Source organism: Streptosporangium nanhuense (assembly GCF_059358815.1).
In genome coordinates, this window is record NZ_JCADBG010000012.1 from 229,646 (window position 1) to 255,545 (window position 25,900).

A 25,900-nucleotide genomic window follows, 5' to 3' on the forward strand; every position below is an offset into this window, starting at 1 on the left:
TCTATGAATGGGCGGCGAGCTTCTCCGCCATCTCGGCGTCGAGCAGGGACTGGATGACGGCCGAGAGATCTCCGTCGAGCACCTGGTCGAGGTTGTAGGCCTTGAAACCGACACGGTGATCGGAGATGCGGTTCTCGGGGAAGTTGTAGGTGCGGATGCGCTCGGAGCGGTCGACCGTGCGGATCTGGGACTTGCGCTCGGCCATGGCGGCGGCGTTGGCCTCCTCCTCGGCGATCGCCTGCAGGCGGGCCCGCAGGATGCGCATGGCCGACTCCTTGTTCTGGAGCTGGCTCTTCTCGTTCTGGCAGGAGGCGACGACACCCGTCGGGACGTGCGTGATCCGCACGGCCGAGTCGGTGGTGTTGACGCTCTGACCGCCGGGGCCGCTGGAGCGGTAGACGTCGATGCGAAGGTCGTTCGGGTCGATCTGGACGTCGACATCCTCGGCCTCCGGGTAGACGAGCACCCCGGCGGCACTGGTGTGGATGCGCCCCTGGGACTCGGTGACCGGGACCCGCTGGACGCGGTGCACGCCGCCCTCGAACTTGAGCCTCGACCAGACACCCTCGTCGCCCCTGGCCTTCAGAGCGATCGTGACGTCCTTGTAACCGCCGAGGTCGGAGTGGGTGGCGTCGATCAGCTCGGTCTTCCAGCCGATCCGCTCGGCGTAGCGCAGGTACATCCGCAGGAGGTCTCCGGCGAACAGCGCGGACTCCTCGCCGCCCTCGCCCGCCTTGATCTCCATGATGATGTCCTTGTCATCGTTGGGATCACGCGGAACGAGCAGATGCCTGAGCTTCTCCTCCAGCTCGGGGATCCGGGCCTCCAGCTCCTTGGCCTCCTCGGCGAACCCCTCGTCCTCGGAGGCCAGCTCCCGTGCCGTGCCGAGGTCGGACTGGACGCCTTCGAGCTCGCGGTAGGCGACGATGATCGGCGTCAGCTCGGCGTAGCGCCTGCCGAAGGTGCGCGCCTGCTTCTGGTCGGCGTGCACGGAGGGGTCGGCGAGCTTGAGTTCCAGCTCGGCGTACTCACTGAGCAGCTCGTCGAGATTCACCGTGCGTCCTTCCTTGAAAGCCCTTGTCAGCCTGCCTCATCACCACGAACGCCGACCCGGGCCCCGCGAGGGGGTTCTCCGAGCCGGCGCCGGGATGAGAGCTACTGGCCCGCGGGCTTCTTGCCGAAGCGCTTCTCGAAGCGCGCCACCCGGCCGCCGGTGTCCAGGATCTTCTGCTTGCCCGTGTAGAAGGGGTGGCAGGCGGAGCACACGTCGGCGTGGATCACGCCGTTCTTGGCGGTGCTGCGGGTGGTGAAGGAGTTACCGCAGGTGCAGGTCACCTGGGTGTCGTTGTACTCCGGGTGAATATCGGGCTTCATGTCGCTTTTTCCTCTCCAAAACGCGGTCGCCGGGTCGCCACTGTCTCTCGCCTGTGGGGCTTGCGCGCTGAGCACACCGAGGTGCGCGCGGGCGGGAACCGGAACCGCTACGGTTCGGCTACCAGTGTGCCAGATCCTCCAACCATCCCAGGCCACAAGACATTCCCCGCCCCGGTGGCCGGGCGTCCCGGAAACGGCCACGGCGTGCTCAGGGCCCCCTGCCGGGCGCGATATCCGTGACGGAACCGGAACCCCGGACCCCCGCGGGGAAACCAGGGGCTCCAGGCCTTCACCTTCCCAGGTACGCGAGCACGGCGAGGACCCTGCGGTGATCGTCGGCGGCGGGCTCCAGCCCGAGCTTGCCGAAGATGCTGGAGATGTGCTTCTCCACGGCCCCCTCGGTGACGAGCATCCGCCCGGCGACCGCGGTGTTGGAGCGCCCCTCGGCCATCAGGGCCAGGACCTCGCTCTCCCTGGCGGTCAGGGACTCCAGGGGGTCACCCTTGCGCTGGCGGCTCAGGAGCTGCCCGATCACCTCGGGGTCGATGACCGTCCCCCCGGCCGCCACCCGGCGTACGGCGTCGAGGAACTCGGCCACGTCCGCTATCCGCTCCTTGAGCAGGTAGCCGACCGCCGCGGCGCCGCCGCCGATGAGCTCCGTGGCGTACTGCTCCTCGACGTACTGCGACAGGACGAGGATCGGCAGCCCCGGCCGCCGGGTCCTGGCCTCCAGGGCGGCGCGCAGCCCCTCGTCGGTGTGGGTCGGCGGCATCCGCACGTCGACGACGGCCAGGTCCGGATCGTGCTCGTCGACCATCGTCACCAGCCCGGGGCCGTCGCCGGCCACCCCGACGGTCTCGATGCCCCCGTCGGCCAGCAACCTGGCCAGCCCCTCGCGCAACAGCACCGAGTCCTCGGCGATCACCACCCGCATGGGTCCCACGCCCTCACCATTCGCAGGGCAGCTCCGCCCTGATCATCGTGGGACCGCCCAGCGGGCTGTCGACGGTCAGGGTGCCGTCGATGGTCGCCGCCCGGTCGGCCAGCCCGGCGAGGCCGCTGCCCGGCCGCGGCACGGCGGCGCCGACCCCGTTGTCGTAGACCTCGACGATCACCCGCTGCTCCTGGCGGCTGACCCGGATGAACGCCTCGGTGGCCTCGGAGTGCTTGGCCAGGTTGCTCAGGCACTCGGCCACTATGAAGTACGCGATGCTCTCCACCGCGGGCGGCGGCCGGTAGGAGACCTCCACCGACAGGTCCACCCGTACGGGCGCGCGGGCGGCGAGCGACGACAGGGCCGCGCTCAGCCCCCTGTCGGTGAGGATCGCCGGGTAGATGCCCCTGGCGAGGTCGCGCAACTCGGCGATGGCGGCCTTGGTGCCCCGGTGCGCCTGGGCGAGGAGCTCCCTGGCCTCGTCGGGGTCGGAGTCGAGCTTGGCCTGGGCCCGGCCCAGGTCCATGGCCACGGACAGCAGCCGCTGCTGGGCGCCGTCGTGCAGGTCCCGCTCGATCCGGCGCCGCTCGGCCTCGGCGGCGTCCACCCCACGGGCCCGGCTGGCCCGCAGGTGGGCGGCACGGGCGGCGAGCCGGTTCTTCTCGCTCGCCCCCAGCAGGGCGACGCCGAGCAGGCCGTGCAGCCAGGCCATCCCCCGGGTCGCGTAGAGGGCGGCGAGGAGGAAGCCGAACCCCACCAGCGTGCACAGCAGCGCCCTCGGCACGCTGTCGATCGGCAGCCCGTCGACGGGCGTGATCGGCTGCCCGGCCAGCAGCAAGGGCAGCGGCACCACCGCCAGGGCCAGCCCGAGGATCCACAGGACCACCGTGACGGTGAACTCCGCGACCCCGATCGGCAGCAGCAGCAGGAGGTAGAGCAGGTCCTTCCAGGTGGCGGGGTCGACGAACATGTCCTTCCAGCGCAGGAACAGGTTGTCGCCCTCCGAGGGCCGGTAGGGGCTGGGGATGTCGACGCCGAAGGCCAGCCGCAGGAACCGGCGCTCCAGCATCGCGGCGCCCCGCCAGGCCAGCATGGTCAGGGCGAGCAGCGGCAGCCCGACCCACACGAGCACCATCACCAGGGAGGCCGGGATCACCGAGGCGAGGAACGCGAAGCAGGCCAGGCCGTAGAACATGCTCACCAGCAGGTACGGGACGGCCCGCCAGGTCATCGGGTCGACGAGTATGCCCAGGGGGCCGTTCGGGCCGAGCGGCACGCGCCGCCTGAGCGGCGTCCTGACCATGGGCGTGCCTTCCAGCGTCTCAGCCGTCATGCGCCTCCCCCGTCTTCGGTGGCCCGTCGTCGCCGTGTCCCGGCCGTCCAGCGCGCCGTCCGCCCCTCGCGTACCGCCCTCCTCGCGGTGCCGTCCGCGCGCCGCGGTCACCGCGGGCGCGGACCCCGTGAGCCGCGCGGGCGAAAGGCGTCCTGAAGTAGGGATATCCCGAAGTACGGGGTCGCACAAGGGACTTCGGAAACGCGAACGCCCCGACCCTGGGGGCCGGGGCGCTCGACGTGGGGCGGATGATCAGTCGCGCTCGGAGCTGACCGTCGTCTTCTGCACCTGGAGCAGGAACTCCGCGTTGGACTTGGTCTCCCTCATCTTCTCCAGGAGAAGCTCGAGGGCCTGCTGCATGTCCAGGGCGTGCAGCACGCGGCGGAGCTTCCAGGTGATCTGGAGCTCGTCCTTGCCCATGAGGATCTCCTCCTTACGGGTGCCGGACGCGTCGACGTCCACCGCGGGGAAGATCCGCTTGTCGGCGAGCTGCCGGTTGAGCTTGAGCTCCAGGTTGCCCGTGCCCTTGAACTCCTCGAAGATGACCTCGTCCATCTTGGAGCCGGTCTCGACCAGCGCGGTGGCGAGGATCGTCAGCGAGCCGCCGTTCTCGATGTTGCGGGCGGCGCCGAAGAAACGCTTCGGCGGGTAGAGCGCGGTGGAGTCGACACCACCGGACAGGATGCGGCCGGAGGCCGGGGCCGCCAGGTTGTAGGCGCGGCCCAGACGGGTGATCGAGTCGAGCAGCACGACCACGTCGTGACCGAGCTCCACCAGGCGCTTGGCGCGCTCGATGGCGAGCTCGGCGACCGTGGTGTGGTCCTCGGCCGGACGGTCGAAGGTCGAGTGGATGACCTCGCCCTTCACCGACCGCTGCATGTCGGTGACCTCTTCCGGACGCTCGTCCACCAGGACGACCATCAGGTGGCACTCGGGGTTGTTGCGGGTGATCGCGTTGGCGATCGACTGGAGCACCATCGTCTTGCCCGCCTTGGGCGGGGAGACGATGAGACCGCGCTGGCCCTTGCCGATCGGCGCCACCATGTCGATGATCCTGGTGGTCAGGATGTTCGGCTCGGTCTCCAGGCGCAGGCGCTCCTGCGGGTACAGCGGGACGAGCTTGTTGAAGTCGGGCCGCTGCCGCGCCTGCTCGGGGTCCATGCCGTTGACCGTGTCGAGGCGGACGAGCGCGTTGAACTTCTCGCGGCGCTCGCCGTCGCGGGGCTGGCGGACGGCGCCGGTGACGACGTCGCCCTTGCGCAGGCCGTTGCGGCGGATCTGGGCCAGCGAGACGTAGACGTCGTTGGAACCCGGAAGGTAACCGCTGGTCCTGACGAACGCGTAGTTGTCGAGGATGTCGAGGATTCCGGCGATCGGGATCAGGACGTCGTCGTCGCCCACCACGGGCTCGTTGCTGTCGAAGCGCTCGCGGCCACGACGGTTGCGCTCGCGGAACCGGCCACGACGGCCACGGCGGTCGTCGTCGTCGCCCACGCCGTGCTGGTCGTTGCGGTCCTGCGGGCCCCGGTTCTGCGGGCCCCTGTCGCCACGGTCGCCACGGTCGCCACGGTCGCCGCGCTCGCCCCTGTCACCGCGCTCGCCGCGCTCGCCGCGGTCGTTGGTGCGGTCGCCACGGTCGTTGAGCCGCTCGCCGCGCTCGCCGCGCTCGTTGGACCGCTCGCCGCGGTCGTTGAGCCGCTCGCCGCGGTTCTGGCCGGCGTCGGCGGCGCGCTGGTCGGCGCGACCGTCGGAGCGGCTGTCGGCCCGACTGTCGGAGCGGTTGTCAGGGCGGTTGTCGCCGCGCTCACGGCGCTCGCCGCGCTCGCTGTTGCGGCCACGGCGCTCGCCGCGCTCGCGACGGCTCTCGCCGCGCTCGCCACGACCCTCGGCCGGGGCGGTGTCGATGGTCTGCTGCTCCGCGACGGGTTCGGGCGCGACGACGGCGGCGGCCACGGGCTCGGGGGCGGGGGGCGCCTGCTCCACGACGGGCTCGGCGGCCACGACGGGGCGGGAACGTTCCCTGCGGGTGCGCGCCGGACGCTCGGCGACCGGCTCGGCCACGGCGGCCGAGGCGGCCACGGCAGGAGTCTCCTTGACGGCGGCGGGAGCCTGGGCGCTCTCGGTGGAGACGCCCTGCTTCTCCTGGATGGCCGCGATCAGCTGGCTCTTGCGCATCCGCCCGGTCCCGCTGATGCCGAGGCCCGAGGCCATGGCCTGCAGCTCAGGCAGCACCATGGCGGAAAGGCCTGTGCCGGAGCGACGGCGCGGCTTGGCCGCGGGGCGGGTGGGGGTGTCGCCGGACGCCGGCGCCGTGCCGGTGACGTCGGAGAGGAGTTCGGTGGTGTCGCTCACTAATGGGTCCTTCCCAGGGGTCGGGCGTGGCCATGATCAGCCAATCGTCCCGGTGGTGCGATCGACCCGGTGGGACAGACCGGGTCGGGTTGCACGTCGCGATCCTCGGCGGCCCATGGAGAGCCGCCGCCACTGTCGGAGAAGGGCGGATCCAGGCCGTCACCATCGAGAATCGCCGACGGTGGGACTTGGAGGACACCCCCCCGGATTGCTACCGGCAACCAGATGTCGAGGTAGATCGAACGCGCATGTCCCCTAAAACGCCGCTTCTCGTTGCCCCAACCGAAATCTGGAGCATTCGGAGGCGACGGATTCGGGGAGGCCACTGCGGCGCTCATGTCTCACCAGGTGAGACATGATGCAGCGATGTGTGGCTGACAAGCACGCACCCAACGCGGGGCACCTGGTGCGGCTATCAGCCTAACATCACCAGCGCACACAGCTATTCCCTGAAGGTCGAAGAGTCGTCAGCGTGTCTCAAGAGAAACAACGCGGGCGCCCCTGGTTTCGACATCCAGTGGCTGGATGTGCCAGTCATTACCCACTTCCGGTGCGATCAAATCCTGCGTATTCATCGTTGACAACGCAAGAACCGTGGGCCCCGCTCCCGAGACGACCGCGGCCACCCCCGCCCTCCGCAGCCGCCGTACCAGCTCGGCGGTATGCGGCATCGCGGGGGCGCGATAGTCCTGGTGGAGGCGGTCCTCCGTGGCGGCCAGCAACAGCTCGGGCTCGGGCCTGGCGGTCAGCGCCGCGATCAGCAGCGCGGCCCGGCCGGCGTTCGCGGCGGCGTGGGCGTGCGGGACGTCCTTGGGCAGCAGCCCGCGGGCGGTCTCGGTCGACAGCCGGTGCGCGGGGACGAGGACCACGGGCCTGACGGCCTCGTGCGGGAGCAGCCGCACCAGGTGCGGCACGCCCCCGGGGTCCGTCCAGGCGACGGTGAGCCCGCCCGCCAGGCACGGCGCCACGTTGTCGGGGTGGCCCTCGATCTCGGTGGCCAGCGCGAAGGCGTCGTCGTCGGTCAGCTCGGGCGGGTGATCCCGGCCGGAACGGGCGTACGGGGTCGCGGCCAGCGCCCGGGCGGCGAGGATCCCGGCGCAGATCGCGGCGGAGGAGGACCCGAGACCGCGGGCGTGCGGGATCCGGTTGAGGCAGCGCAGCCGGATGCCGCGCGGCTGCGGGAGACCCATCCTGTCGAAGGTCGCGCGCATCGTGGTGACGATGAGGTGCCCCTCGCCCAGGTCGAGCTCGCCGGCCCCCTCGCCCTCGACCGCGATGTCGATGCCGGGGGAGTCGGAGATCTCGGCCTCGATCTCGTCGTGCAGGCCGAGGGCGAGCCCCAGCGTGTCGAATCCGGGACCGAGGTTGGCCGAGGTCGCGGGGACCTGGACGGTCGCCCTCGCCGTGCCGCCGGTCGTCGGGGTCCCGAAAAGGCCGTGGGTGCCGTTGGGGTCCACTAGGCGAGTTCGAGGGCGGTGGCCGCGGCGTGCGCGTCGATCGGGATCGTCACCGGGGTGGGCGCGCCCGAGATGGCCCAGTCGGGGTCCTTGAGACCGTTTCCGGTCACCGTGCACACGATGCGCTGCCCGGGCTCGACCAGCCCCTGCGCGTGGGCCTGGAGCAGGCCCGCCACGCTGGCGGCGGAGGCGAGCTCGACGAACACGCCCTCCTCCTGGGCGAGCAGCTTGTACGCGGCGGCGATCTGGCGGTCGGTGACGGCCTGGATGACGCCGCCGGACTCGTCGCGGGCGGTCTCGGCGAGCTGCCAGGAGGCCGGGTTGCCGATGCGGATCGCGGTGGCGATCGTGTGCGGGTGGGTCACCGGCGCGCCGCCGACGATCGGCGCGGCGCCGCTGGCCTGGAAGCCGAACATGCGCGGCGTCCTCGTCGCGACGCCGTCGCCCGCGTACTCGGTGTAACCCATCCAGTACGCCGAGATGTTGCCCGCGTTGCCGACCGGGATGCAGTGGATGTCGGGGGCGTCCCCGAGCGCGTCGACGATCTCGAAGGCGGCGGTCTTCTGGCCCTGGAGCCGGAACGGGTTCACCGAGTTGACCAGCGCGATCGGGTAGTTCTCCGACAGCTTCCTGGTCATCTCCAGGCAGTCGTCGAAGGAGCCCTCGACCTGGAGCAGCCTGGCCCCGTGGACCAGCGCCTGGGCCAGCTTGCCCATCGCGATCTTGCCCCGGGGCACCAGCACGGCGCAGGTCAGGCCCGCGCGGACCGCGTAGGCGGCGGCGGAGGCGCTGGTGTTGCCGGTCGAGGCGCAGATGACGGCCTTCGCCCCGTCCTCGACGGCCTTGCTGATGGCCATGGTCATGCCACGGTCCTTGAAGCTTCCGGTCGGGTTCAGGCCCTCGACCTTCAGGTAGACCTCGCAGCCGGTCAGCGCCGACACCCGGTTCGCCGGGACGAGCGGGGTGCCGCCCTCCAGGAGCGTGACGACGGGCGTCGCCGTGGTCACCGGAAGTCGGTCACGGTACTCCTCGATGAGGCCACGCCACGCCCTGGTCATGATTGCTCCTCACCGCGCGCGGCCGGTCCGAGCGCGTGCTACCTGCGGTATTGGAAAACGAGTCTACGGGTAACGCGCCCGGCTCCGGGATGCGTTGTCCACCAAATGGACAAGCCGGGCGTCCTGTCTCCAGGGAACTCTAAGGATCGGCCGGTATGGTCTGCGGGGCTTGACAGAGCTTGACAAAGGGGACCACGACAAGGGGTGTCACATCATGACGGGCGGCACGGCGGCGGACCTGCCACCGATCCGGCACAACGACTACTCGCCCCTGGACCCGCCCGCCCTCGGCGAGTGGGATCCGGAACTCCCGGTGAGTGTGATCATTCCGGCCCACGGCGGGCAGCACCGGCTCGATCTGACCCTCGCCGCGCTGGCCGCGCAGACCTACCCGGGGCACCTCATGGAGGTGATCGTGGTCGACGACGGCAGCGAGCCGCCGCTGCGGCTGCCGGAGATCGTCCCGGACGGCACCAGGATCGTGCCCACCGGCTCCTCCGGCTGGGGCATCGCGCACGCGGTGAACACCGGCGCCGCCCTCGCCGAGGGGCGGATCATCCAGCGCCTCGACGCCGACATGGTCGTCTGCCGCGAGCACATCGAGGCCCTGGCCCGATGGCACCACCTGGCCGGATACCTGGTCACGATCGGCGCGAAGAAGTTCGTCGAGGAGCCGGCGCTGACGGCCGCGCGGGTGCACGAGGGCGTGCGCGGGGGCTCGCTGGACTCCCTCTTCGACCTGTCGGGCGCCCTGCCCAGCTCCACCGAGCAGACGATCGCCCGCACCGACGGCCTGCGGGCCAGCCGCAACCCGTACCACGTGTGCACGGGGCCGACGGTGTCGATGCGGCGCGAGATCTTCCAGGCCGTGGGCGGGGTGGATCCCGGGGTGCTGCGGGGCGAGGACACCGAGTTCGCCTACCGGCTGGCCGCGCACGGCGTGGTCTTCGTCCCCGACATGGCCGCCCAGGCCGTCCATCTGGGACTTCCCGCCCAGCGCCGCGACCCGCGGCGGGCGGTGCGTGTCGTCGCCCCCTACCTGGCCCACCGGGTGCCGCTCCGCCGCGACCTGCGCAAGGACCGGGGACGCCACTGGCTGGTCCCGTACGTGGAGGTGGTGCTCCATGCCGACGGGCCCGAGGAGCGGGTACGCGAGGCGGTGGGCGCGGCGCTCGACGGGTCGCTCGGCGACGTGATCGTCACCCTGGTCGCCCCGTGGTCGGAACTGTCCGGGGACCGCCGGCCGGTGCTGGACGACCCCCTGTTCGACCTGCGGCTGCTGCGCGAGCACTTCGCCCACGACGAGCGGGTGCGGTTCGCCGACGAGGTCTCCGCCACCCCCGCCCCGATCCCGTTCCGCTACACGGGCCCGGTCTCGGTCCCGCTGGGACGCGACACGCTGGAGCGGATGATCCGCGCGATGCAGGACGACCGCTCGGGCATGGTCGTCGTCGGGCTCGGCGGCGACGGCGAGGCGACGCTGGAGCGGACCGAGGCGCTGGGCCGGGCGAGGCTGCTCGGCGCGGACGACGTCGCCGCCTCGATCGGGGCCACCCACGGCGTGCGGCGCGGCGAGCGGCCGGAGTTCTGGCCGGTCGAGCCCGCTCCCCCGGCTCCCCCGGCTCCCCAGCCGTCCCCCGCCCGGGTCCCGGCCTCGTCCGGGACCGCGGCCGGCGGGCGGGAGGCCGCGAGGCCCGCGGTGGAGCGGATCTCCGGCCAGGAACAGCGGCAGGAGGGACGCGGTTCGCTGCTGGGAAGGCTTCGCACCGCTCTCAAGAACTGAGCGGGGTTGCGCGCGAGGATTCGTGCCGCCCTCAAGAACTGAGCGGGGTTGCGCGCGAGGATTCGTGCCGCCCTCAAGAACTGAGCGGGGTTGCGCGAAGGACGCCCGGGGCGGGCGAGAGGCGGCTGTGGCGCGATCTCGCCGGTGTTGATAATGGCCTTTTTGATATTACAAGTGGCTATGATCTACGCAATTCTGGAAATGTCATTACCTGGGAGCGGCACATGGCCGACCAGATACCCAAGGGTGTCCAGACGCACATTCCCAACGTCGCCCGCATGTACGACTACTACCTCGGGGGCAAGGACAACTTTCCGGTTGACCGGCGGGCCGCGGAGAGGGCGTTGGAGATCGCCCCCGAGATTCGGCACGGCGCCCGCGCCAATCGCGCGTTCCTGAGGCGGGCGGTCGGTTTTCTCACCGCGTCGGGGATCGACCAGTTCCTCGACCTCGGCGCCGGGCTGCCCACCCAGAACAACGTGCACCAGATCGCCGCCGGCGCCCGAACCGTCTACGTCGACAACGACCCGACCGTTTTGGTTCACGGCAGGGCGATCCTCGGCAAGAACGAGAACGTGACCGTCGTCGACGGGGACGTCCGCCGGCCCGGGGAGATCCTGGAGCACCCGGACGTGCGCGCGGCGATCGACTTCGGACGGCCCGTCGGGATCCTCCTGCTGGCGATCATGCATTTCGTCCCCGACGCGCACGACCCCCCGGGCATCGTCGCCACCCTGCGCCGGGCCATGGCGCCCGGCAGCCACCTCGTCCTCTCCCACGCCGCGACCGACGCCCGCCCGGAGACCGCCGAGGGGGTGGGCGAGGTCTACGACCGTGCCTCCGCCCACCTGGTCGCCCGTACCGGCAAGGAGATCGTCCGCCTGTTCGACGGTTTCGACCTGGTCGAGCCCGGCGTCGTCAACCTGCCAGAATGGCGGCCGGCGCCCCGCACCGCCGTGCCCTACAGGGGTGTCGACCCCTATTTCCTGGGGGGCGTCGGCGTCGTCAGCGGCGGCGGGTGATGGCCCGTTTCACGGAGGTCAGCAGCCCGTACTGGACGACCTTCCTGGCGGCGGCCAGCTCCTTGCGCAGGGTGCCGACCTCGCGGCGCAGCTCGACCGTGCTCCTGCGCCAGCGACCGGCCTCCTCCCGCCACTTGGCCACCTGCTCGCGGAGCCGCTCCGCCTCCTTGGTGAGACGGGCCACCTCGGCCGCCGCCTCCGCCCTGGCCCGGTAGGCGCCGCGACGGCCGGTGAGGACACCGGCCTCGGGCGCGAACCCGTAGGTCTCGCCGTCCACCCAGATCACGCCGAAGGTGTCGTCCACGGCGGAGTCGAGGTCCTCCCCCTCCTCCAGCACGATCGCGGCGCGCGCGAACGCGGCGGCACGTTCCAGCCGCGCCCTGACGACGGTCCTTCCCGAGCCCGCCCCGGTGCTCCCCCCGGTCTCACCGGTCGCGCCGGTCGCGCCGGTCGCGCCGTCGTCCCCCTCGGACAGCAGCACCGAGACCAGGCCGTACCCCTCGTCCCTGGCCAGGTCGAGCAGGCGGGCCAGGGTGTCCTCGCCGGGCACCCATCCGGCGGGCAGCCGCAGGCGGTACGGGACCGCCGAGGCGGGGCCGGACGCGGCGGGGCCACCGGGCCGGTCGACGGGGAGGGCCGGGACGGCAGGGGCTGCGGGGGCTGCGGGGGCTGCGGAGACCTCGTCGGCGAAGCGGACCCTGGGCTCGTGGGCGTAGTGGCCTCGGATCAGCACCAGGTCCAGGTCGGGATCCTTCAGGGGGGCGCGCCCCTCGGCGCCGACGCGGTCCCACGGCCCCGTGAGGGTGACCGCGACGTCGGGCAGGGTGCCCGCGAGCACGGCGTCGACGGTGGCGCGGACCTCGTCGTAGGCGTAACCCTCGCGACCCTCGCGGCCCTCCCGCCCCCCTCCGGGCTCGACGACCACCTCCACGTACGGCACCTTCCACTGCCTGGCCGGGTGGGAGCGGAGCCAGCGGTAGGAGGGGATCCGGTCCGCGACGAAGGCGTGGCTGACCCGGTCGATCGGGGCCTTGTCGCGCATGCGCATGGTCGGGCCCAGGTGGAAGGCGCGCGACAGCGGCTCGGGGACGAAGACGGCGCCCGCCTGGGCGAGCCGGTAGCCCATCTCGGTGTCCTGGCCGAGGATCAGGTCGGTGTCCATCGGCCCCGCGGCGGCGAACAGCGCGGCGTTGACCGAGGTCGCGCCGCCGACGTGCAGGCTGAACGCGCGGTGCGGGTTGGCGGTGAGCCCGTCGGTGCGCTCGACGAGGTCGACCAGCCAGGCGTGCGGCTCGGCGGGCTCGAAGAGCTTGGCCAGGTCGTCGGCGGCGGCGACCACCTCGGGGGCCGGCAGCGCGGCCGGGGTGAAGCGCAGGTAGCCGGTCACCACGAGGTACGGGGCCGCGTGGTGCCAGCGCATGTGCGCCTCGACCGACCTGCGGTCCAGGACCACGTCGGAGTCGAGCCAATGGATCACGTCGCCGCCGGCGGCCGCCAGCCCGGCGTTGCGGGCGTGGGCGCGGCCGGGGACCGGGCAGACGAGCAGCCGGGTGTTCGCGGGGCACAGGGCCGGCAGGCGCAGCGGCGGGCTGCTGCCGTTGTCGACCACGACGACCTCGGTCAACGCCGCCGGATAGGTCTGCGCGGCCAGCCCGGCGAGCGTCAGGTCGAGCTTCTCCTGGTCGCCGTACGCGGGAACGACGACGCTGACCCGGAGCGAGGGGGTCCAGGAGCCCAGGGCGGGCGGCGTGAGGCTTCGGTAGTCGTTACCGGCGATCCGTGCTGTCATGGCGCTTCCAGGATCGGGCTCGGGCGGAGGCCGCGCCACCGGTTCGACGCCACGGGCGGGAAACCGGCCGGGGAGGGCCGCCGGGAGTGCCCGGCGCCGGGGGTTCCGCGAGCCCCGCGATCCCCGGGGGCGCCGGGGGCGCACGCCGTCGGCAACGGCCGTGGGAGGCTCGCCGGGGTGGCGGGAGAGGGCGGGGGGAGGGCGGTCGGCTGTGCGGGCACGAGCGAAGGATAGCGAGGTGGGAAGATCCCTTCTCGCCACACTTCCCACTTGACATCGACGATGACCCCGACGACTCACAGCTGTCACACAGGTCACAGGAACCTTCGAATTTCCTATTTATCGCCGTATTTGCACTTGGGGAGCCGATAGCCTCATTTACCACCCACAAGGACAAGTAACGACAGAGCGGCACGGAAGGTAAGCGCGGATGCCCACGCCCCGAAAATTGACGCTTCTGGCGGCGGCACTCGGCCCGGTGTTCCTGATCGCGCTGACGCTGCTCGCGACCACCGGGATCATCTCGGTCACGGCGACCGTCGTGCTCGGCGCGATCGCGACGGTGCTCGCCGTCCAGGTGCTGGCGGTCGCGACCGTACGCAGGGTCGACGGCAAGGCACAGCGGATCGACGCCCGGGTCAAGCGCTACGAGGCGGAGCTGGCCACGGTCAAGACGGCCACCCAGCGGCTGGACCGGCGGCTGGACGAGATCGTCGAGCTGCTGAAGGAGCACGAGCGCAAGCGGGACGAGGACCTGCAGGCGATCCTGGTCTCCCTGGGCGAGGACCGGCTGGCCTCCGTACCCCGGCGCCAGGAGATCGAGGAGATCGTCCACGACCTGCTGCCGCGCCTGGGCACGGTGGAGGCCGGGACCGAACGGACTACGGAGGAAAGAGCGGGGAGGGAAGCGTGACCGGGACCGGCTTCGCCACCTCCGGCGCCACCCCGCCCGGCCGCCCACGTGACGACCGGGGCGGCCGAACCGAGCGGGACGACCGGGGCGACCGGGGTGCTGTCCCGCGCGCCAGGGTCCGGCACAACGACTACGGGACGCTGCTCCCGCCCGACCTGGGCGAATGGGAGCCCCGGCTCAGGGTGAGCGTGGTGATCCCGGCGCACGACTGCCAGGAGGCCCTGGACCGCACGCTCGCCGGGCTGGCCGCGCAGACCTACCCCGCGCACCTCATGGAGGTGGTCGTCTCCGACGACGGCAGCGACCCGCCGCTGCGCGTCCCCGAGATCACCCCGGCCAACACCCGGCTCGTCCGGGTGCCAGAAGGCCGCTGGGGACGGGGCTGGGCCCGCCAGACCGGCGCCGCCGCGGCGGCGGGAGACGTCCTGCACTGGGTCGACTCCGACATGATCCTTGACAGGGAGCACGTCGAGGCGCACATGCGCTGGCACCATCTCGCCCCCTACGCCGTCGTGATGGGCGACGTCCGCTTCACCCCCGACGGGACCGCCCCTTCCGCCAGGGAGGTCTTCTCCGCGGTGGACGCGGGGGACGCGGAGAAGCTGTTCGACGAGTCCGCGCCGCACGAGTGGCGCGCCGGGGTGCTGGAGGAGACCCGGTGGCTGCGGGACGCGGGCGCCGGGGCCTACCGGCTCCACTCGGGTGCCACCACCTCGGTCCCCCTGGCGCTGCTGCGCTCGGTCGGCGGGGTGAACACCACGCTGAACATGGGTGAGGACACCGATCTCGGCTTCCGTCTCGCGCAGGCCGGCGCGATCTTCGTCCCCGACCCGCGGGCACGCGCCTGGCACCTCGGGCCGTCCACGGTCATGATCCGGGAGAAGGAGGTGCACCGGCACAACTGGTCGGTGCTGCCCGACCTCATCCCCGACCTGCGCTGGCTGCGCACCCACCCGCGCAGGGCCTGGCTGGTGCCGTACGTGCACGTCGTCGTCGACGCCCGCGGCGCCTCCTACGAGGACGTGCGGGCGAGCGTCGACTCCGCGCTGGCGGGGACCCTCGTCGACGTCGCCGTCACCGTGGTCGGGCCCTGGGCGGACCTGCCCGCCGGACGCCGCCCCTCCCTCGACGAGCCGCTGCTCGACCTGCGCCTGGTGCGCAACCTGTACGTCCACGAGCCGCGCGTCTCCTTCACCGAGGAGGCGCCCGCGGGCTCCGCGCCCGCGCCGTTCAGGCTCACCGTCCCCGCCGGGTGGGCGCTCGGCGCCGACAGCCTGGCCGAGCTGGTCAAGCTCGCGGAGAGTGAGGAGTACGGGCTGCTGAGCGCGGCGCTCGACGAGGGGGCCTGCGGGGTCAGGGCGGCCAGGTTCGAGCGCACCGCCGCCTTCGCCAGGGCGGCGCTGGTGAGCGAGGGACCCGACGGCGGGCTCGACGACGTCGTCCACGACATGTTCGGCTCGCTCTGGGTGGGCGCCGCCGAGGTCGGTGTGACGACCGCCGACGAGGCGGAGCCCGTCGCCGGGGACACCGCGAAATGGCGGGCCGACTCCGCCCGCTGGAAGCGCGAGGCGGAGAGCCTGAAGGACGAGGTGGAGAGCCTCCGCGCGGAGACGGAACGGCTGCGGGCGGAGACCGGGCGACTGGCGGGCGAGCGGCGGCGCGGACCGCTGGGAAAGATCACTTCTATGGCCAGGCGTCTGGGGAAGACCGGCTGATGTCCTTTCTGATCGAACTGGTCCGTGCCGCCCAGGAGCGGAACGGCAAGCGACGCGTCCTCGTCTACCGCGTGGGCTTCGAGACGCCCGGCGAGCTGGAGCCGTACGAGGTCATCGACCTCGACGGCGACCTCGACGGCATCCCGCGCGCCGAGGAGGGCGCCGGGGAGATCCTGGTACTCGCCCGCACGCCGACCGACGTCCGCAGGGCCGCGAGCCTGCAGTCGCTGCTGCCCATGGCCCCCCGGGTCGTCGTCGCCGTACGGGAGACGCCGCACTGGTACACCGCGCCGGTGCTCGCCCCCACCCCCGCCCACCGCTGGCGCGCGCTGGTGGAACTCCGCGTCCACCAGCCGAAACAGCACGCCTGGGTGGTCGAGGCGAGCTTCTCCAAGCCGGTACCCGCGGGGCGGACGCTCGCCGCGACCGCCAGGGCGTTCGGCGGGCACCGGATGGACGCCGTCGCCGGGCCCGTCGCCGGTCTGGCGGGACCGGGAGCGGCCCACTGGCGCCCCGGCGACCCGAACGCGGCCCCGGCCTCCCTGACGGGGCCCGTCCCCGACAGGTTCGGCGCCCGCGGCGCCGACCTGGTCGTGCGCGCGGTCGGCGAGGAGCCGCCGTCCTGGACCGGTGCCGAGGCCGCGGTGGACCGCCCGGTCGCCGAGCTGCTGACCTGGGAGAGGCTCGGCCGCCCCGGCGGCGGCAGGATCCTGGAGAACGGCCTGGGCGACCTGTCGGAGCCCTGGACCATCCCCCCGATCGACGCCCGCTCGGTCAATCCCATGAACTTCATCACCGTGCCGACCCTCGGCACGGCCGACCTCTCCTCCGAGTCCGGCCGCTGGACGATCACCTGCGAGGGCAGGACGCTCACCACCTTCGACGCCTCCGGCCTCGTCACGGACGTGGACGTCAACCGCGTCAGGCAGGTCAGGGGGGTGCGGGTGGACTGGCGGCGCAGCCACACCGGCCCGGCCGCCGCGCTGCGGGTCGTCACGGGGCTGGCGGCGGCCGGGGTGCCCCTGGTCTCCGAGGCCGTGCCGCGCTGGGCGGGCGCCCTCGGCCCCGAGCTGGCCAGGCTGATCACCTCGGTCGACGTGCCCGCGCTCAAGGACGACCTGGAGCGCGAGGAGCACAGCATCCGGCTGCGGCGCGAGGCGCTGCGCGTCCACGGGGTCCGCGCCCGCTGGGAGCAGCTGGGAGCCCCCGTGGCGCCCGTGCCGACGGTCTCGGTGCTGCTCGTCACCCGCCGCCCGGACATGGTGGGCTTCGCGCTGGAGCAGCTGGCCAGGCAGCGCGGCGCCGCGTTCGAGGTGATCCTCGCGCTGCACGGCGTCCCCGCGACGCACCCCGCCGTGGCCGGGGCCCTGGCCGCCTTCGAGCGGCCGGTCACCGTGGTCGAGGCCGACGGCGGGACCGTTTTCGGGAGCGTGCTGAACCAGGCCGCGGCCAGGGCCTCGGGGTCGTTCCTGCTGAAGATGGACGACGACGACTGGTACGGGCCCGACTTCATCTCCGACCTGCTGCTGGCCCACTCCTACTCGGGCGCCCAGGTCGTGGGCATGGTCCCCGAGTTCGTCTATCTCGCCTCGATCGGGGTGACCGTCCACCGCGAGCAGATCACCGAGCAGATCACCAACTTCATCGCCGGGGGGACCATCTTCTCCGAACGTTCCGCCTTCGAGGCCGTGGGCGGCTTCCGCCCGATGCCCGGCACGATCGACGCCCAGTTCCAGCACGCCGTGCAGGCCGCGGGCGGGCAGATCTACCGCACCCAGGGCCTGGGCTACATCCTGCGGCGCGGCAACGTCGCCAACCACACCTGGCGCGAGCCGATCGGCACGTTCCTGCGGCGCAACAAGCGCCAGTGGCGCGGTTTCCGGCCCAGCGCGCTCATGGAACTCCCCCCGGAGGCGCCGTGAGCACGCCGCGCGTCCCCCCTGGCACGCCGTACGCGCCGCGCGTCCCCGGCGCGCCGTACGCGGAACCCGAACCGGTCCCGGCCGCAGGAGGCGCCGTGAGCACGCCGCGGATCCCCGGCAACGACTACGGGGTGCTGGCCGCGCCCGCCCCGGGCACGTGGGAGCCGCACCTGGCGGTCAGCGTGGTGATCCCCGCCAGGGGGCGGCAGGACAGGCTCGACCTCACGCTGGCCGCGCTCGCCGCCCAGACCTACCCCTCCCACCTCCTTGAGGTGATCGTCGTGGACGACGGCAGCTCGCCCCCGCTCCGTCTCCCCGAGATCGCCCCGGAACACACCCGGATCGTCGGCAACGCCCCCGGCCGCCGGGGCATCGCCTGGGCCCTGGAGACCGGCACGGCCGTCGCGGACGGCCAGGTGATCCACCGGATGGACTCCGACATCGTCTCCTACCGGGAGCACGTCGAGGCGCACATGCGCTGGCACCACCTGGCCGGCTACCTGGTGGTGATGGGGACGCTGCGCTTCACCGCCATGACCGGCATCCCGCCCACCCCCGCCGAGGTCCAGATCGCCGTCGCCAAGGACAGGGCGAACCTCCTCTTCGAGGAGGACCCCGAGCACGGGCACGACTGGATCGGCGAGCTCGTCGCCGCCCACCGCGGCTTCCGCGACGCGCCCAGCTCCCTGCTGCACCGCGTCCACGTGGGCGCGACGGTCTCGCTGCCCGCCGCCCTGCTGAGGGAGACGGGAGGGCTGGACACCTCTCTGGCCCTCGGCGAGGACACCGAGCTGGGCTACCGGCTCACCCAGACGGGCGCGGTGTTCGTCCCCGACACCGAGGCGCTGAGCTGGCACCTGGGCACCACGACCGCCATGCGCAGGCCCGCGGACGTCAGGCGGCACAACGACCCGTTCATCGCCGACCGGATCCCGTACCGGCGCCACCTGCGCACCGACGCGGGCCGGCAGTGGCTGGTCCCCTACGTCGACGTCGTGGTGGACGCCGCGGGCGCCTCCTTCGAGGACGTCAGGGCGAGCGTCGACGGGGCGCTGGCCAGCACCCTGCCCGACGTGCGCGTCACCCTGACCGGGCCGTGGGCGTCCCTGGCCGGCGAGCGCCCGGCGCCGCTGGACGACCCGCTGCTCGACCTGCGGCTGCTGCGCGGCCAGTACGCCCACGACGGCCGCGTCTCCTTCGCCGAGCGGGTCCCCGCGACCTCGGCGCCCGCGCCGTTCCGCCTGGTCTGCCCGGCCGGGTGGGTGCCGGGCGCTGACTCGCTGGCCAGGCTGGTCGAGCAGGCGGAGCGGGACGACGAGGGACTGCTGCTCGTGGCGCTGGACGAGGACGAGTCGGGAGTCCTGGCCGCCCGCTTGGAGCGGACCTCCGCCGTGGCCAGGGCGACGCGCGTGGCCCGCGAGGGCGAGCGGCTCGACGACGTGATCGCCGACCTGCACGGGGCGACCTGGCTGGACGCGGAGTCCTGGAAGCTACGGCCCGCGGCGCGCGCGTACCCCTCCTGGGCCGTGAACCGCAACCGCGAGGCCGCGCACTGGAAGGCCGCGGCCGAGTCGCGCGCGAGGGAGACCGAACGGGCCCAGCGGCAGGTCGCCGCCCTCAAGGCCGAGCTGAAGGATCTGCGGGCCAAGGCCGCCAAGGGCAGCCGCGACACCGTGAGGTGGAAGGAGAAGGCCGAGCAGCGCCGCCTGGAGGCCGTCGCCCTGCGCCAGGCCCAGCAGCGCTCCCTGCTCAGCCGCGCCGCCCGCCGGCTCCGCAGGCTCACCGAGGGTTCCTGAGCGGGTTCCCGAGCGCGAGGGGGTACGTCCGTCACGGCGGGCGAACAAGAAAAACGGGAAAAGAGGAGCAATCACTCCTTTCCACTCTCAACGTATAGCGCACCGGGGGGCTTGCCACAAGACCCGGGTCATGCCTCAGAATCGTCGGCCGAGGCTGTAACCTGCGGAAACCGGGGGACGCGGAATGAGTGTGTTGTTGTCGGCGTACAAGCCGGGCGGGGGCGTCGGACCGCCGGTGGGGCTCGCGACGCGGTCGCGGGAACCGGAACTCGCGACGCGGTCGCGGGAACCCGGCGCGGAGGTGATGGGATGAACCCGCTGTCCACCAGCGTGTTCGACCTTCCCGGCCACCTCGCGCCCAAGGCCGACCCGGCGCTGATCGCAGGCGACGAGCGGCACTTCGCCGCCATCGCCGAGAGTCTCGATCGCTCGATCGCCGACCTGTCCGACCGTCTCGGCGCCGAGCGCAGGGCGCCCGGCGGCAAGGGCCGGCAGGTGCTGGACCGGGACCTGGAGATCCACCGGCTGACCTCCCGCCTGCGCGCGCTGCGTCGCTTCGGCCTGGACCTGTGCCTCGGGCGCATGGTCGGCGCGGACGACCCCAAGCCCGTGTACGTCGGGCGGCTCGGCCTCACCGACGGCGAGGGCCGCCGGCTGCTGGTCGACTGGCGCTCCCCGGCGGCCGAGCCGTTCTTCGGGGCCACCCACGCCAACCCGATGGGCCTGGCGAGCCGTCGCAGGTACCGCTGGAGCCGCGGCCGGATCAGCGACTACTGGGACGAGGTGTTCACCCCGGACGGGTTCGAGGGGCACGCCGCGCTCGACGACCAGTCCGCCTTCATCGCCAGCCTGGGCGGCGACCGGTCGCCCCGGATGCGGGACGTGCTCGGCACCATCCAGGCCGACCAGGACGCCATCATCCGCGCGGGATCGCGCGGCGCCCTCGTCGTCGACGGCGGTCCGGGCACGGGGAAGACCGTCGTCGCCCTGCACCGCTCCGCCTACCTCCTCTACTCCGACCCCCGTCTCGGCCACCGCCGGGGCGGCGTGCTGTTCGTCGGCCCGCACCAGCCCTACCTGGCCTACGTCGCCGACGTCCTCCCCAGCCTGGGAGAGGAGGGCGTGCGGACCTGCACCCTGCGGGACCTCGTCGCCGAGGGAGCCACGGCGACGGTCGAGGCCGACCCGGCGGTGGCCCTCCTGAAGTCGTCCGCGGACCTGGTGCGGGCGATCGAGCCGGCCGTCAGGTTCTACGAGAACCCGCCCGCCAAGGGGATGACGGTCACGACCCACTGGTCCGACGTCTGGCTGAGCGCCGAGGACTGGGCCGAGGCGTTCGAGGCGCCCGAACCCGGCACCCCGCACAACGAGGCGCGCGACCGGATCTGGGAGGAGCTGCTCACGATCCTGACGGACAAGCATGACGACGACGTCCCGGCCGACCTGCTCCGCAGGTCGCTGTCGCGGGACAGGGAGCTGCTCACGGCCCTCAACCGCGCCTGGCCGCTGATCGAGGCGGCCGACCTCGTCGGAGACCTGTGGTCGGTACCGGCCTACCTGCGGTTGTGCGCCCCCTGGCTCGGCCCCGACGACGTACGGAGGCTGCAGCGCCCGGACGCCCAGGCGTGGACGGTGTCCGACCTGCCGCTCCTGGACGCGGCACGGCAGCGGCTCGGCGACCCGGAGGCGTCACGGCGCAGGCGCCGGCACGAGGCCTCCGTCGCCGCCCGGCGCGAGGAGATGGCCAGGGTCGTCGACATCCTGCTGGAGGCCGACGACGACGGCGAGGGCGCGGTGACGATGCTGCACGGCCAGGACATCAGGGACGCCCTGGTCGACGAGACCGGCCTGCCCGGCGCCGACCCCGACCTGCTCGCCGGGCCGTTCGCGCACATCGTCGTGGACGAGGCCCAGGAACTGACCGACGCGGAGTGGCAGATGCTGCTGCTCCGCTGCCCGTCCCGGAGCTTCACCGTCGTCGGCGACCGCGCCCAGGCCAGGCACGGGTTCACCGAGTCGTGGCGGGAGCGGCTCGAACGGGTCGGGATCGACCGGATCGAGCTGGCCTCCCTGAGCGTCAACTACCGGACGCCCGAGGAGATCATGGCGGAGGCCGAGCCGGTCATCCGGGCCGTGCTCCCGGACGCCAACGTGCCGGCCTCCATCCGCGGCGGCGGCGTCCCCGTCGTCCACGGGTCCACCTCGGAGCTGGGCTCGGTCCTCGACACCTGGCTCGCAACGCACGCCGACGGGATCGCCTGCGTCATCGGCGATCCCACGTTCCGGGCGACGCCCCGCGTCCGGTCGCTGACCCCGGAGCTGTCGAAGGGGCTCGAATTCGACCTGGTCGTCCTCGTCGACCCGGAGGCGTTCGGCGAGGGCGTCGAGGGAGCGGTGGACCGCTACGTCGCGATGACCCGGGCGACCCAGCGGCTCGTCGTCCTCACGAGCCCCTGACTCCTCGTACGGGACGGCCCCGCGCCGTCCCGTACGAGGAGAACGTCACATGGGGCGGTAACGGGCACCGACGGCGCTCTGCAGGGTCCGCACGACCGTGCCGCGGGACTTGCGGCTCGCCAGCCAGTCGAGGAACTGGCCCAGGAGCTTGGGAGTCGTCGAGTAGAGGCCGCAGTCGTCGCAGACGCGGTGGAACACCAGCGGGACCAGCCCGCCCCCGCCCTTCTCGGCGTTGAGGACCTGCTGCTTCATGTGCCGGAGCAGGGTGTCCTCGCGGACGGAGCCCGGCGTGCGGATGTCGTAGCGGTCCTTGGGGCGGAGGGCCTCGCTCGCCGGGCAGGCGGGGCAGCCCCACTCCTTGAGCCCGCCGACCCCGCGGGCCGCGTCGTAGCCGCACCGCCGCGCCACCGTCTTGGCGTCGGAGTCGACCGCGCCGAACGGGTAGGCGAGGGTGGTCGGCCGGTACCCCCACGCCACCAGCGTCCTGCGGTCGTCGCAGATCTGGCCTTCCTGCTCGCTCTGGGTCAGCTCGGTGAGGCGGACGTGGGTCAGCGTGTGCCCGCCGATCTCGTGACCCTTCCCGGCGATCCCGGCGAGGCCGCGCCGGGTCAGCTTCTGCTCGTCGCCGACGGTCTCGGTGTTGATGTAGAACGTTCCACGCATCCCGCGTTTCTCCAGCATGCGGGCCACGGCGGGATGGGAGGAGTCCCCGTCGTCGAAGGTGAGGGCGACGACCGTTCCGGCCTTCCTCGCGGGCCGCTCGGCCGCCGCGTGGGCGGCCGGGCCCAGCGCCACCACGGCGGCCAGCGCCGTGGCGGACGCCACCGCCCGGCGAAAGACCTTCGCGGTGAGCTTTCTCTCGCGGAACGGCAAATAAAGCATGAAAGCACCTTATAAGCCGATAGACGCTACTAAATGATCCGTTATCAAATGCCCAGGAACTCGATGCCGAGCCGGCATGGCACGGCACGGGAACCGCGCGTGCCCCGCCGTCGCCGCCCCCGGCGGGGGTGGCGACGGCAGAGCACGCTCACGCCGAGTCGACACGGGCCCGCAGGCCGAGCGGCTCCGGACCGAGCAGGGCCCCGGACCGAGCAGGGCCCCGGACCGAGCAGGGCCCCGGACCGAGCAGGCCGGCCGCGGGCCGGCCCGGTGGGGTGTCGCTAGGAGGCGTCCTCGCCCTCAACGCGCATGACGCTCACCACGTCGCGGACGATGTCCAGCTCGCGCAGGCCCTCGATCGTGGCGGAGAGCGCGGCGTCGCTGGCCCGGTGGGTGACCAGCACCAGCTGGGCGTCCGCGCCGTGCCCCTCCTGCCTGACGGTCTGGATGGAGACGTCCTGCTTGGCGAACATGTCGGCGACCCTGGCGAGCACGCCGGGCTTGTCGGCGACGTCCAGGGAGACGTGGTAGCGCGTGACGGTCTCGCCCATCGGGTGCACGACCAGGTCGGCGTACGTGGACTCCTCCGAACCACGGGTGCCCGCCAGCACGTTGCGCGCCACGGCCACGATGTCGCCCAGCACGGCGCTCGCGGTCGGGGCGCCGCCCGCGCCCGCGCCGTAGAACATGAGCTGCCCGGCGGACCGCGCCTCGACGAACACCGCGTTGTAGGCCTCGCGGACCCCGGCCAGCGGGTGCGTCCGGGGAATCATCGCCGGGTGCACCCGTACGCCGAACGACCTGCCGTCGTCGGAGCGGGCGCAGATCGCCAGCAGCTTGATGACGTACCCCATGGCCTTGGCGCTGGCCACGTCCGTCGCGGTGATCTCGGTGATGCCCTCGCGGTGCACGTCGGCGGCCGTCACCCGGCTGTGGAAGGCGATCCCGGCGAGGATCGCGGCCTTGGCCGCGGCGTCGAAGCCCTCCACGTCGGCGGTCGGGTCGGCCTCGGCGTAGCCCAGCGCCTGCGCCTCCCCGAGCGCGTCGGAGAACGAGGCCCCGCTGGAGTCCATCTGGTCGAGGATGTAGTTGGTGGTGCCGTTGACGATGCCGAGCACGCGGTGCACGTGATCCCCGGCGAGCGACTCGCGCAGCGGCCGGACCAGCGGGATGGCGCCCGCGACGGCCGCCTCGAAGTAGAGGTCGGCGTCACCGGCCCTGGCCGCGGCGTGGATGGTCGCGCCGTCCTCGGCGAGCAGCGCCTTGTTGGCCGTGACGACCGACTTGCCGCTGTTCAGCGCGGCCAGGATGAGCGATCTGGCGGGCTCGATGCCGCCGATCACCTCGATGACGATGTCGATGTCGTCCCGGGTGACCAGGGCCTCGGCGTCCGTGGTGAGCAGGGCGGGGTCCACGTCGGCGTCCCGCCTGCGGCCCAGGCGCCGCACGGCGACCCCGGCGAGCTCCAGCGGCGCCCCGATGCGGGCGGCGAGGTCGTCGGCCTGCTCGTGCAGGAGCCTGACCACCTGGGAGCCGACGACGCCGCATCCCAGCAGTGCGACTTTCAGTGCCATGCGGTCACGCCCCCTCGTAACTCACACCATGGACGGGTTTGCTCGCCCCGCGGGTTTCCCCCGCCGCTCCGGGTCGTTTCACAGCTGTCCTCTCAGGAGGTCGTCCTCGGTCTCCCGGCGGACGATCACGCGGGACACCCCGTCCTTGACCGCGACCACGGCGGGCTTGGGGAGGTAGTTGTAATTGTTGGCGAGCGAGCGGCAGTAGGCGCCGGTGCCCGCGACGGCGACCAGGTCGCCGGTGGCCAGGTCGGCGGGGAGCCACAGGTCGCGCACGACCATGTCGCCGCTCTCGCAGTGCTTGCCGACCATGCGGGAGAGCATCGGCTTCGCGGCGCTCTCCCGGGAGGCCAGGCGCGCGGTGTAGTCGGCCCCGTACAGGGCGGTGCGGATGTTGTCGCTCATGCCGCCGTCGACGCTGACGTAGGTGCGCAGGCCCTCGACATCCTTGATCGTGCCGACCTCGTAGAGCGTCACCCCGGCGAGGCCGGCGATGGCCCTGCCCGGTTCGACGGTGAGCTTGGGCACCGGCAGGCCGGCGCCCCTGGCGACCTTGCTGACAATCTCGCGCAGGTTGTCGGCGATCTCCTTGACGTCGGGCGCGGTGTCGCCCTCGACGTACGGGATGCCGTAGCCACCGCCGAGGTCGAGCTCGGGGAGCACGACGCCGTGCTCGTCCTTGATCTTGACCAGGAGGGTGGCCAGGCGGGCCGCGGCCACCTCGAACCCGGCGGTGTCGGTGATCTGGGAGCCGATGTGGGAGTGCAGGCCGACGAGCTCCAGCTGGGGCAGGGCGAGGATCCGCCTGGCCGCCTCGGCCGCCGCGCCGCTGCTCAGCGAGAAGCCGAACTTCTGGTCGTCGTGGGCGGTCGCGATGAACTCGTGGGTGTGGGCCTCGACGCCCACGGTGACGCGGATCATCACCTTGGGACGCCTGCCGTGCCTGTCGGCGAGGAAGCCCAGGCGGGCGATCTCCTCGAAGGAGTCGGCCACGATGTGCCCGACGCCGACCTCGACGGCCCTCTCCAGCTCGGCGAGCGACTTGTTGTTGCCGTGCATGGTGATCCGCTCGGGCGGGAAGCCGACGCTGAGCGCGACGGCGAGCTCACCGGCGCTGCAGACGTCGAGGCCGAGGCCCTCCTGCATGATCCAGCGGGCGACCTCGCGGCACAGGAACGCCTTGCCCGCGTAGTGGACCTCGCCACCGGAGAAAGCGTCGGCGTAGTCGCGGCAGCGGGAGCGGAAGTCTTCCTCGTCCACCACGTAGAGCGGGGTGCCGTGCTCCGCGACCAGGTCCCTGACGTCCGCGCCGCCGATCGTGATCGAGCCGTCGGCGCGGCTCGACGTTCGCGGCCAGATGGTCGGGTCGAGCGTGTTCAGGTCTGCGGGTGCGTGCGGAGGGCGCTCCTCGGGCAGCACTTCTGCATGCCGGTCACCGGCGGGGTGGGCGAATCGACTCACCCGATCGAGGCTATCGGACCCGGTGATCCCCCTGAGACGATTGCCCACCCATCGAGACGCGATCCACCTCAAACGCGC

The 25,900-nt window shown here is 72.5% G+C and carries 18 protein-coding genes; 7 read left to right on the top strand and 11 right to left on the bottom strand.

The window, feature by feature from the left end; genetic code table 11:
* Position 1: 1 nt before the first annotated feature.
* From prfA to thrC, 7 genes are all read right to left on the bottom strand, one after another.
* Complete coding sequence (gene prfA, locus AC5L38_RS23785) at positions 2 to 1,054, bottom strand: peptide chain release factor 1 (RefSeq protein WP_362844779.1); 1,053 nt, start codon at positions 1,052 to 1,054, stop codon at positions 2 to 4.
* 101 nt (positions 1,055 to 1,155) lie between these two features.
* Positions 1,156 to 1,374 (bottom strand): 50S ribosomal protein L31, encoded by a 219-nt coding sequence (rpmE, locus tag AC5L38_RS23790; RefSeq protein ID WP_495245015.1) that lies wholly within the window; start codon positions 1,372 to 1,374, stop codon positions 1,156 to 1,158.
* 289 nt (positions 1,375 to 1,663) lie between these two features.
* A complete protein-coding gene (locus AC5L38_RS23795; RefSeq protein WP_495245065.1) occupies positions 1,664 to 2,308 on the bottom strand; it encodes a response regulator transcription factor in 645 nt (214 codons plus the stop codon).
* Positions 2,309 to 2,321: 13 nt separating this feature from the next.
* Positions 2,322 to 3,641 carry a sensor histidine kinase gene (locus tag AC5L38_RS23800; protein WP_495245016.1) on the bottom strand — a complete coding sequence of 440 codons (1,320 nt, stop codon included), beginning with the start codon at positions 3,639 to 3,641 and terminating at the stop codon, positions 2,322 to 2,324.
* Positions 3,642 to 3,893: 252 nt separating this feature from the next.
* Entirely contained in the window at positions 3,894 to 5,993 is a 2,100-nt protein-coding gene (rho, locus tag AC5L38_RS23805) for a transcription termination factor Rho (protein WP_495245017.1), read from the bottom strand.
* A gap of 467 nt (positions 5,994 to 6,460) precedes the next feature.
* Positions 6,461 to 7,450, bottom strand: a complete 990-nt coding sequence (gene thrB / locus AC5L38_RS23810; protein ID WP_495245018.1) for a homoserine kinase — start codon at positions 7,448 to 7,450, stop codon at positions 6,461 to 6,463.
* Complete coding sequence (gene thrC / locus AC5L38_RS23815; RefSeq protein WP_495245019.1) at positions 7,450 to 8,508, bottom strand: threonine synthase; 1,059 nt, start codon at positions 8,506 to 8,508, stop codon at positions 7,450 to 7,452. Before thrC ends, thrB begins: the two co-directional genes overlap by 1 nt.
* A 214-nt stretch (positions 8,509 to 8,722) precedes the next feature.
* Between thrC and AC5L38_RS23820 the strand changes: the two genes are divergently transcribed.
* Together AC5L38_RS23820 and AC5L38_RS23825 are read left to right on the top strand one after the other, a co-directional pair.
* A complete protein-coding gene (locus tag AC5L38_RS23820) occupies positions 8,723 to 10,291 on the top strand; it encodes a glycosyltransferase family 2 protein (RefSeq protein ID WP_495245020.1) in 1,569 nt (522 codons plus the stop codon).
* A gap of 224 nt (positions 10,292 to 10,515) precedes the next feature.
* Positions 10,516 to 11,313, top strand: coding sequence for an SAM-dependent methyltransferase (locus tag AC5L38_RS23825; protein ID WP_495245021.1), 798 nt, complete (start codon positions 10,516 to 10,518; stop codon positions 11,311 to 11,313).
* Here the strand turns inward: AC5L38_RS23825 and AC5L38_RS23830 are convergent.
* Positions 11,297 to 13,102: a glycosyltransferase family 2 protein gene (locus AC5L38_RS23830; RefSeq protein ID WP_495245022.1), complete on the bottom strand. Its 1,806-nt coding sequence runs from the start codon at positions 13,100 to 13,102 to the stop codon at positions 11,297 to 11,299. The genes AC5L38_RS23825 and AC5L38_RS23830 overlap by 17 nt on opposite strands.
* Positions 13,103 to 13,532: 430 nt before the next feature.
* On the opposite strand from AC5L38_RS23830, the gene AC5L38_RS23835 reads away from it, so the two are divergent.
* The 5 genes from AC5L38_RS23835 to helR all read left to right on the top strand — a co-directional run bounded on the left by AC5L38_RS23835 (position 13,533) and on the right by helR (position 21,905).
* Positions 13,533 to 14,015, top strand: a complete 483-nt coding sequence (locus tag AC5L38_RS23835; protein ID WP_495245023.1) for a hypothetical protein — start codon at positions 13,533 to 13,535, stop codon at positions 14,013 to 14,015.
* Positions 14,012 to 15,730: a glycosyltransferase family 2 protein gene (locus AC5L38_RS23840; RefSeq protein WP_495245024.1), complete on the top strand. Its 1,719-nt coding sequence runs from the start codon at positions 14,012 to 14,014 to the stop codon at positions 15,728 to 15,730. The genes AC5L38_RS23835 and AC5L38_RS23840 overlap by 4 nt, the downstream gene beginning before the upstream one ends.
* Entirely contained in the window at positions 15,730 to 17,652 is a 1,923-nt protein-coding gene (locus AC5L38_RS23845; RefSeq protein WP_495245025.1) for a glycosyltransferase family 2 protein, read from the top strand. The genes AC5L38_RS23840 and AC5L38_RS23845 overlap by 1 nt, the downstream gene beginning before the upstream one ends.
* A 95-nt stretch (positions 17,653 to 17,747) precedes the next feature.
* Positions 17,748 to 19,448: a glycosyltransferase family 2 protein gene (locus tag AC5L38_RS23850; protein WP_495245026.1), complete on the top strand. Its 1,701-nt coding sequence runs from the start codon at positions 17,748 to 17,750 to the stop codon at positions 19,446 to 19,448.
* Positions 19,449 to 19,757: 309 nt separating this feature from the next.
* Positions 19,758 to 21,905: an RNA polymerase recycling motor ATPase HelR gene (helR, locus tag AC5L38_RS23855; protein WP_495245027.1), complete on the top strand. Its 2,148-nt coding sequence runs from the start codon at positions 19,758 to 19,760 to the stop codon at positions 21,903 to 21,905.
* A gap of 45 nt (positions 21,906 to 21,950) precedes the next feature.
* Here the strand turns inward: helR and AC5L38_RS23860 are convergent, their stop codons facing one another.
* From AC5L38_RS23860 to lysA, 3 genes are all read right to left on the bottom strand, one after another.
* A complete protein-coding gene (locus AC5L38_RS23860) occupies positions 21,951 to 22,787 on the bottom strand; it encodes a polysaccharide deacetylase family protein (RefSeq protein ID WP_495245028.1) in 837 nt (278 codons plus the stop codon).
* Positions 22,788 to 23,068: 281 nt separating this feature from the next.
* Positions 23,069 to 24,361: a homoserine dehydrogenase gene (locus tag AC5L38_RS23865; protein WP_495245029.1), complete on the bottom strand. Its 1,293-nt coding sequence runs from the start codon at positions 24,359 to 24,361 to the stop codon at positions 23,069 to 23,071.
* 78 nt (positions 24,362 to 24,439) lie between these two features.
* Positions 24,440 to 25,822: a diaminopimelate decarboxylase gene (lysA, locus tag AC5L38_RS23870; protein ID WP_495245030.1), complete on the bottom strand. Its 1,383-nt coding sequence runs from the start codon at positions 25,820 to 25,822 to the stop codon at positions 24,440 to 24,442.
* Positions 25,823 to 25,900 lie beyond the last annotated feature (78 nt).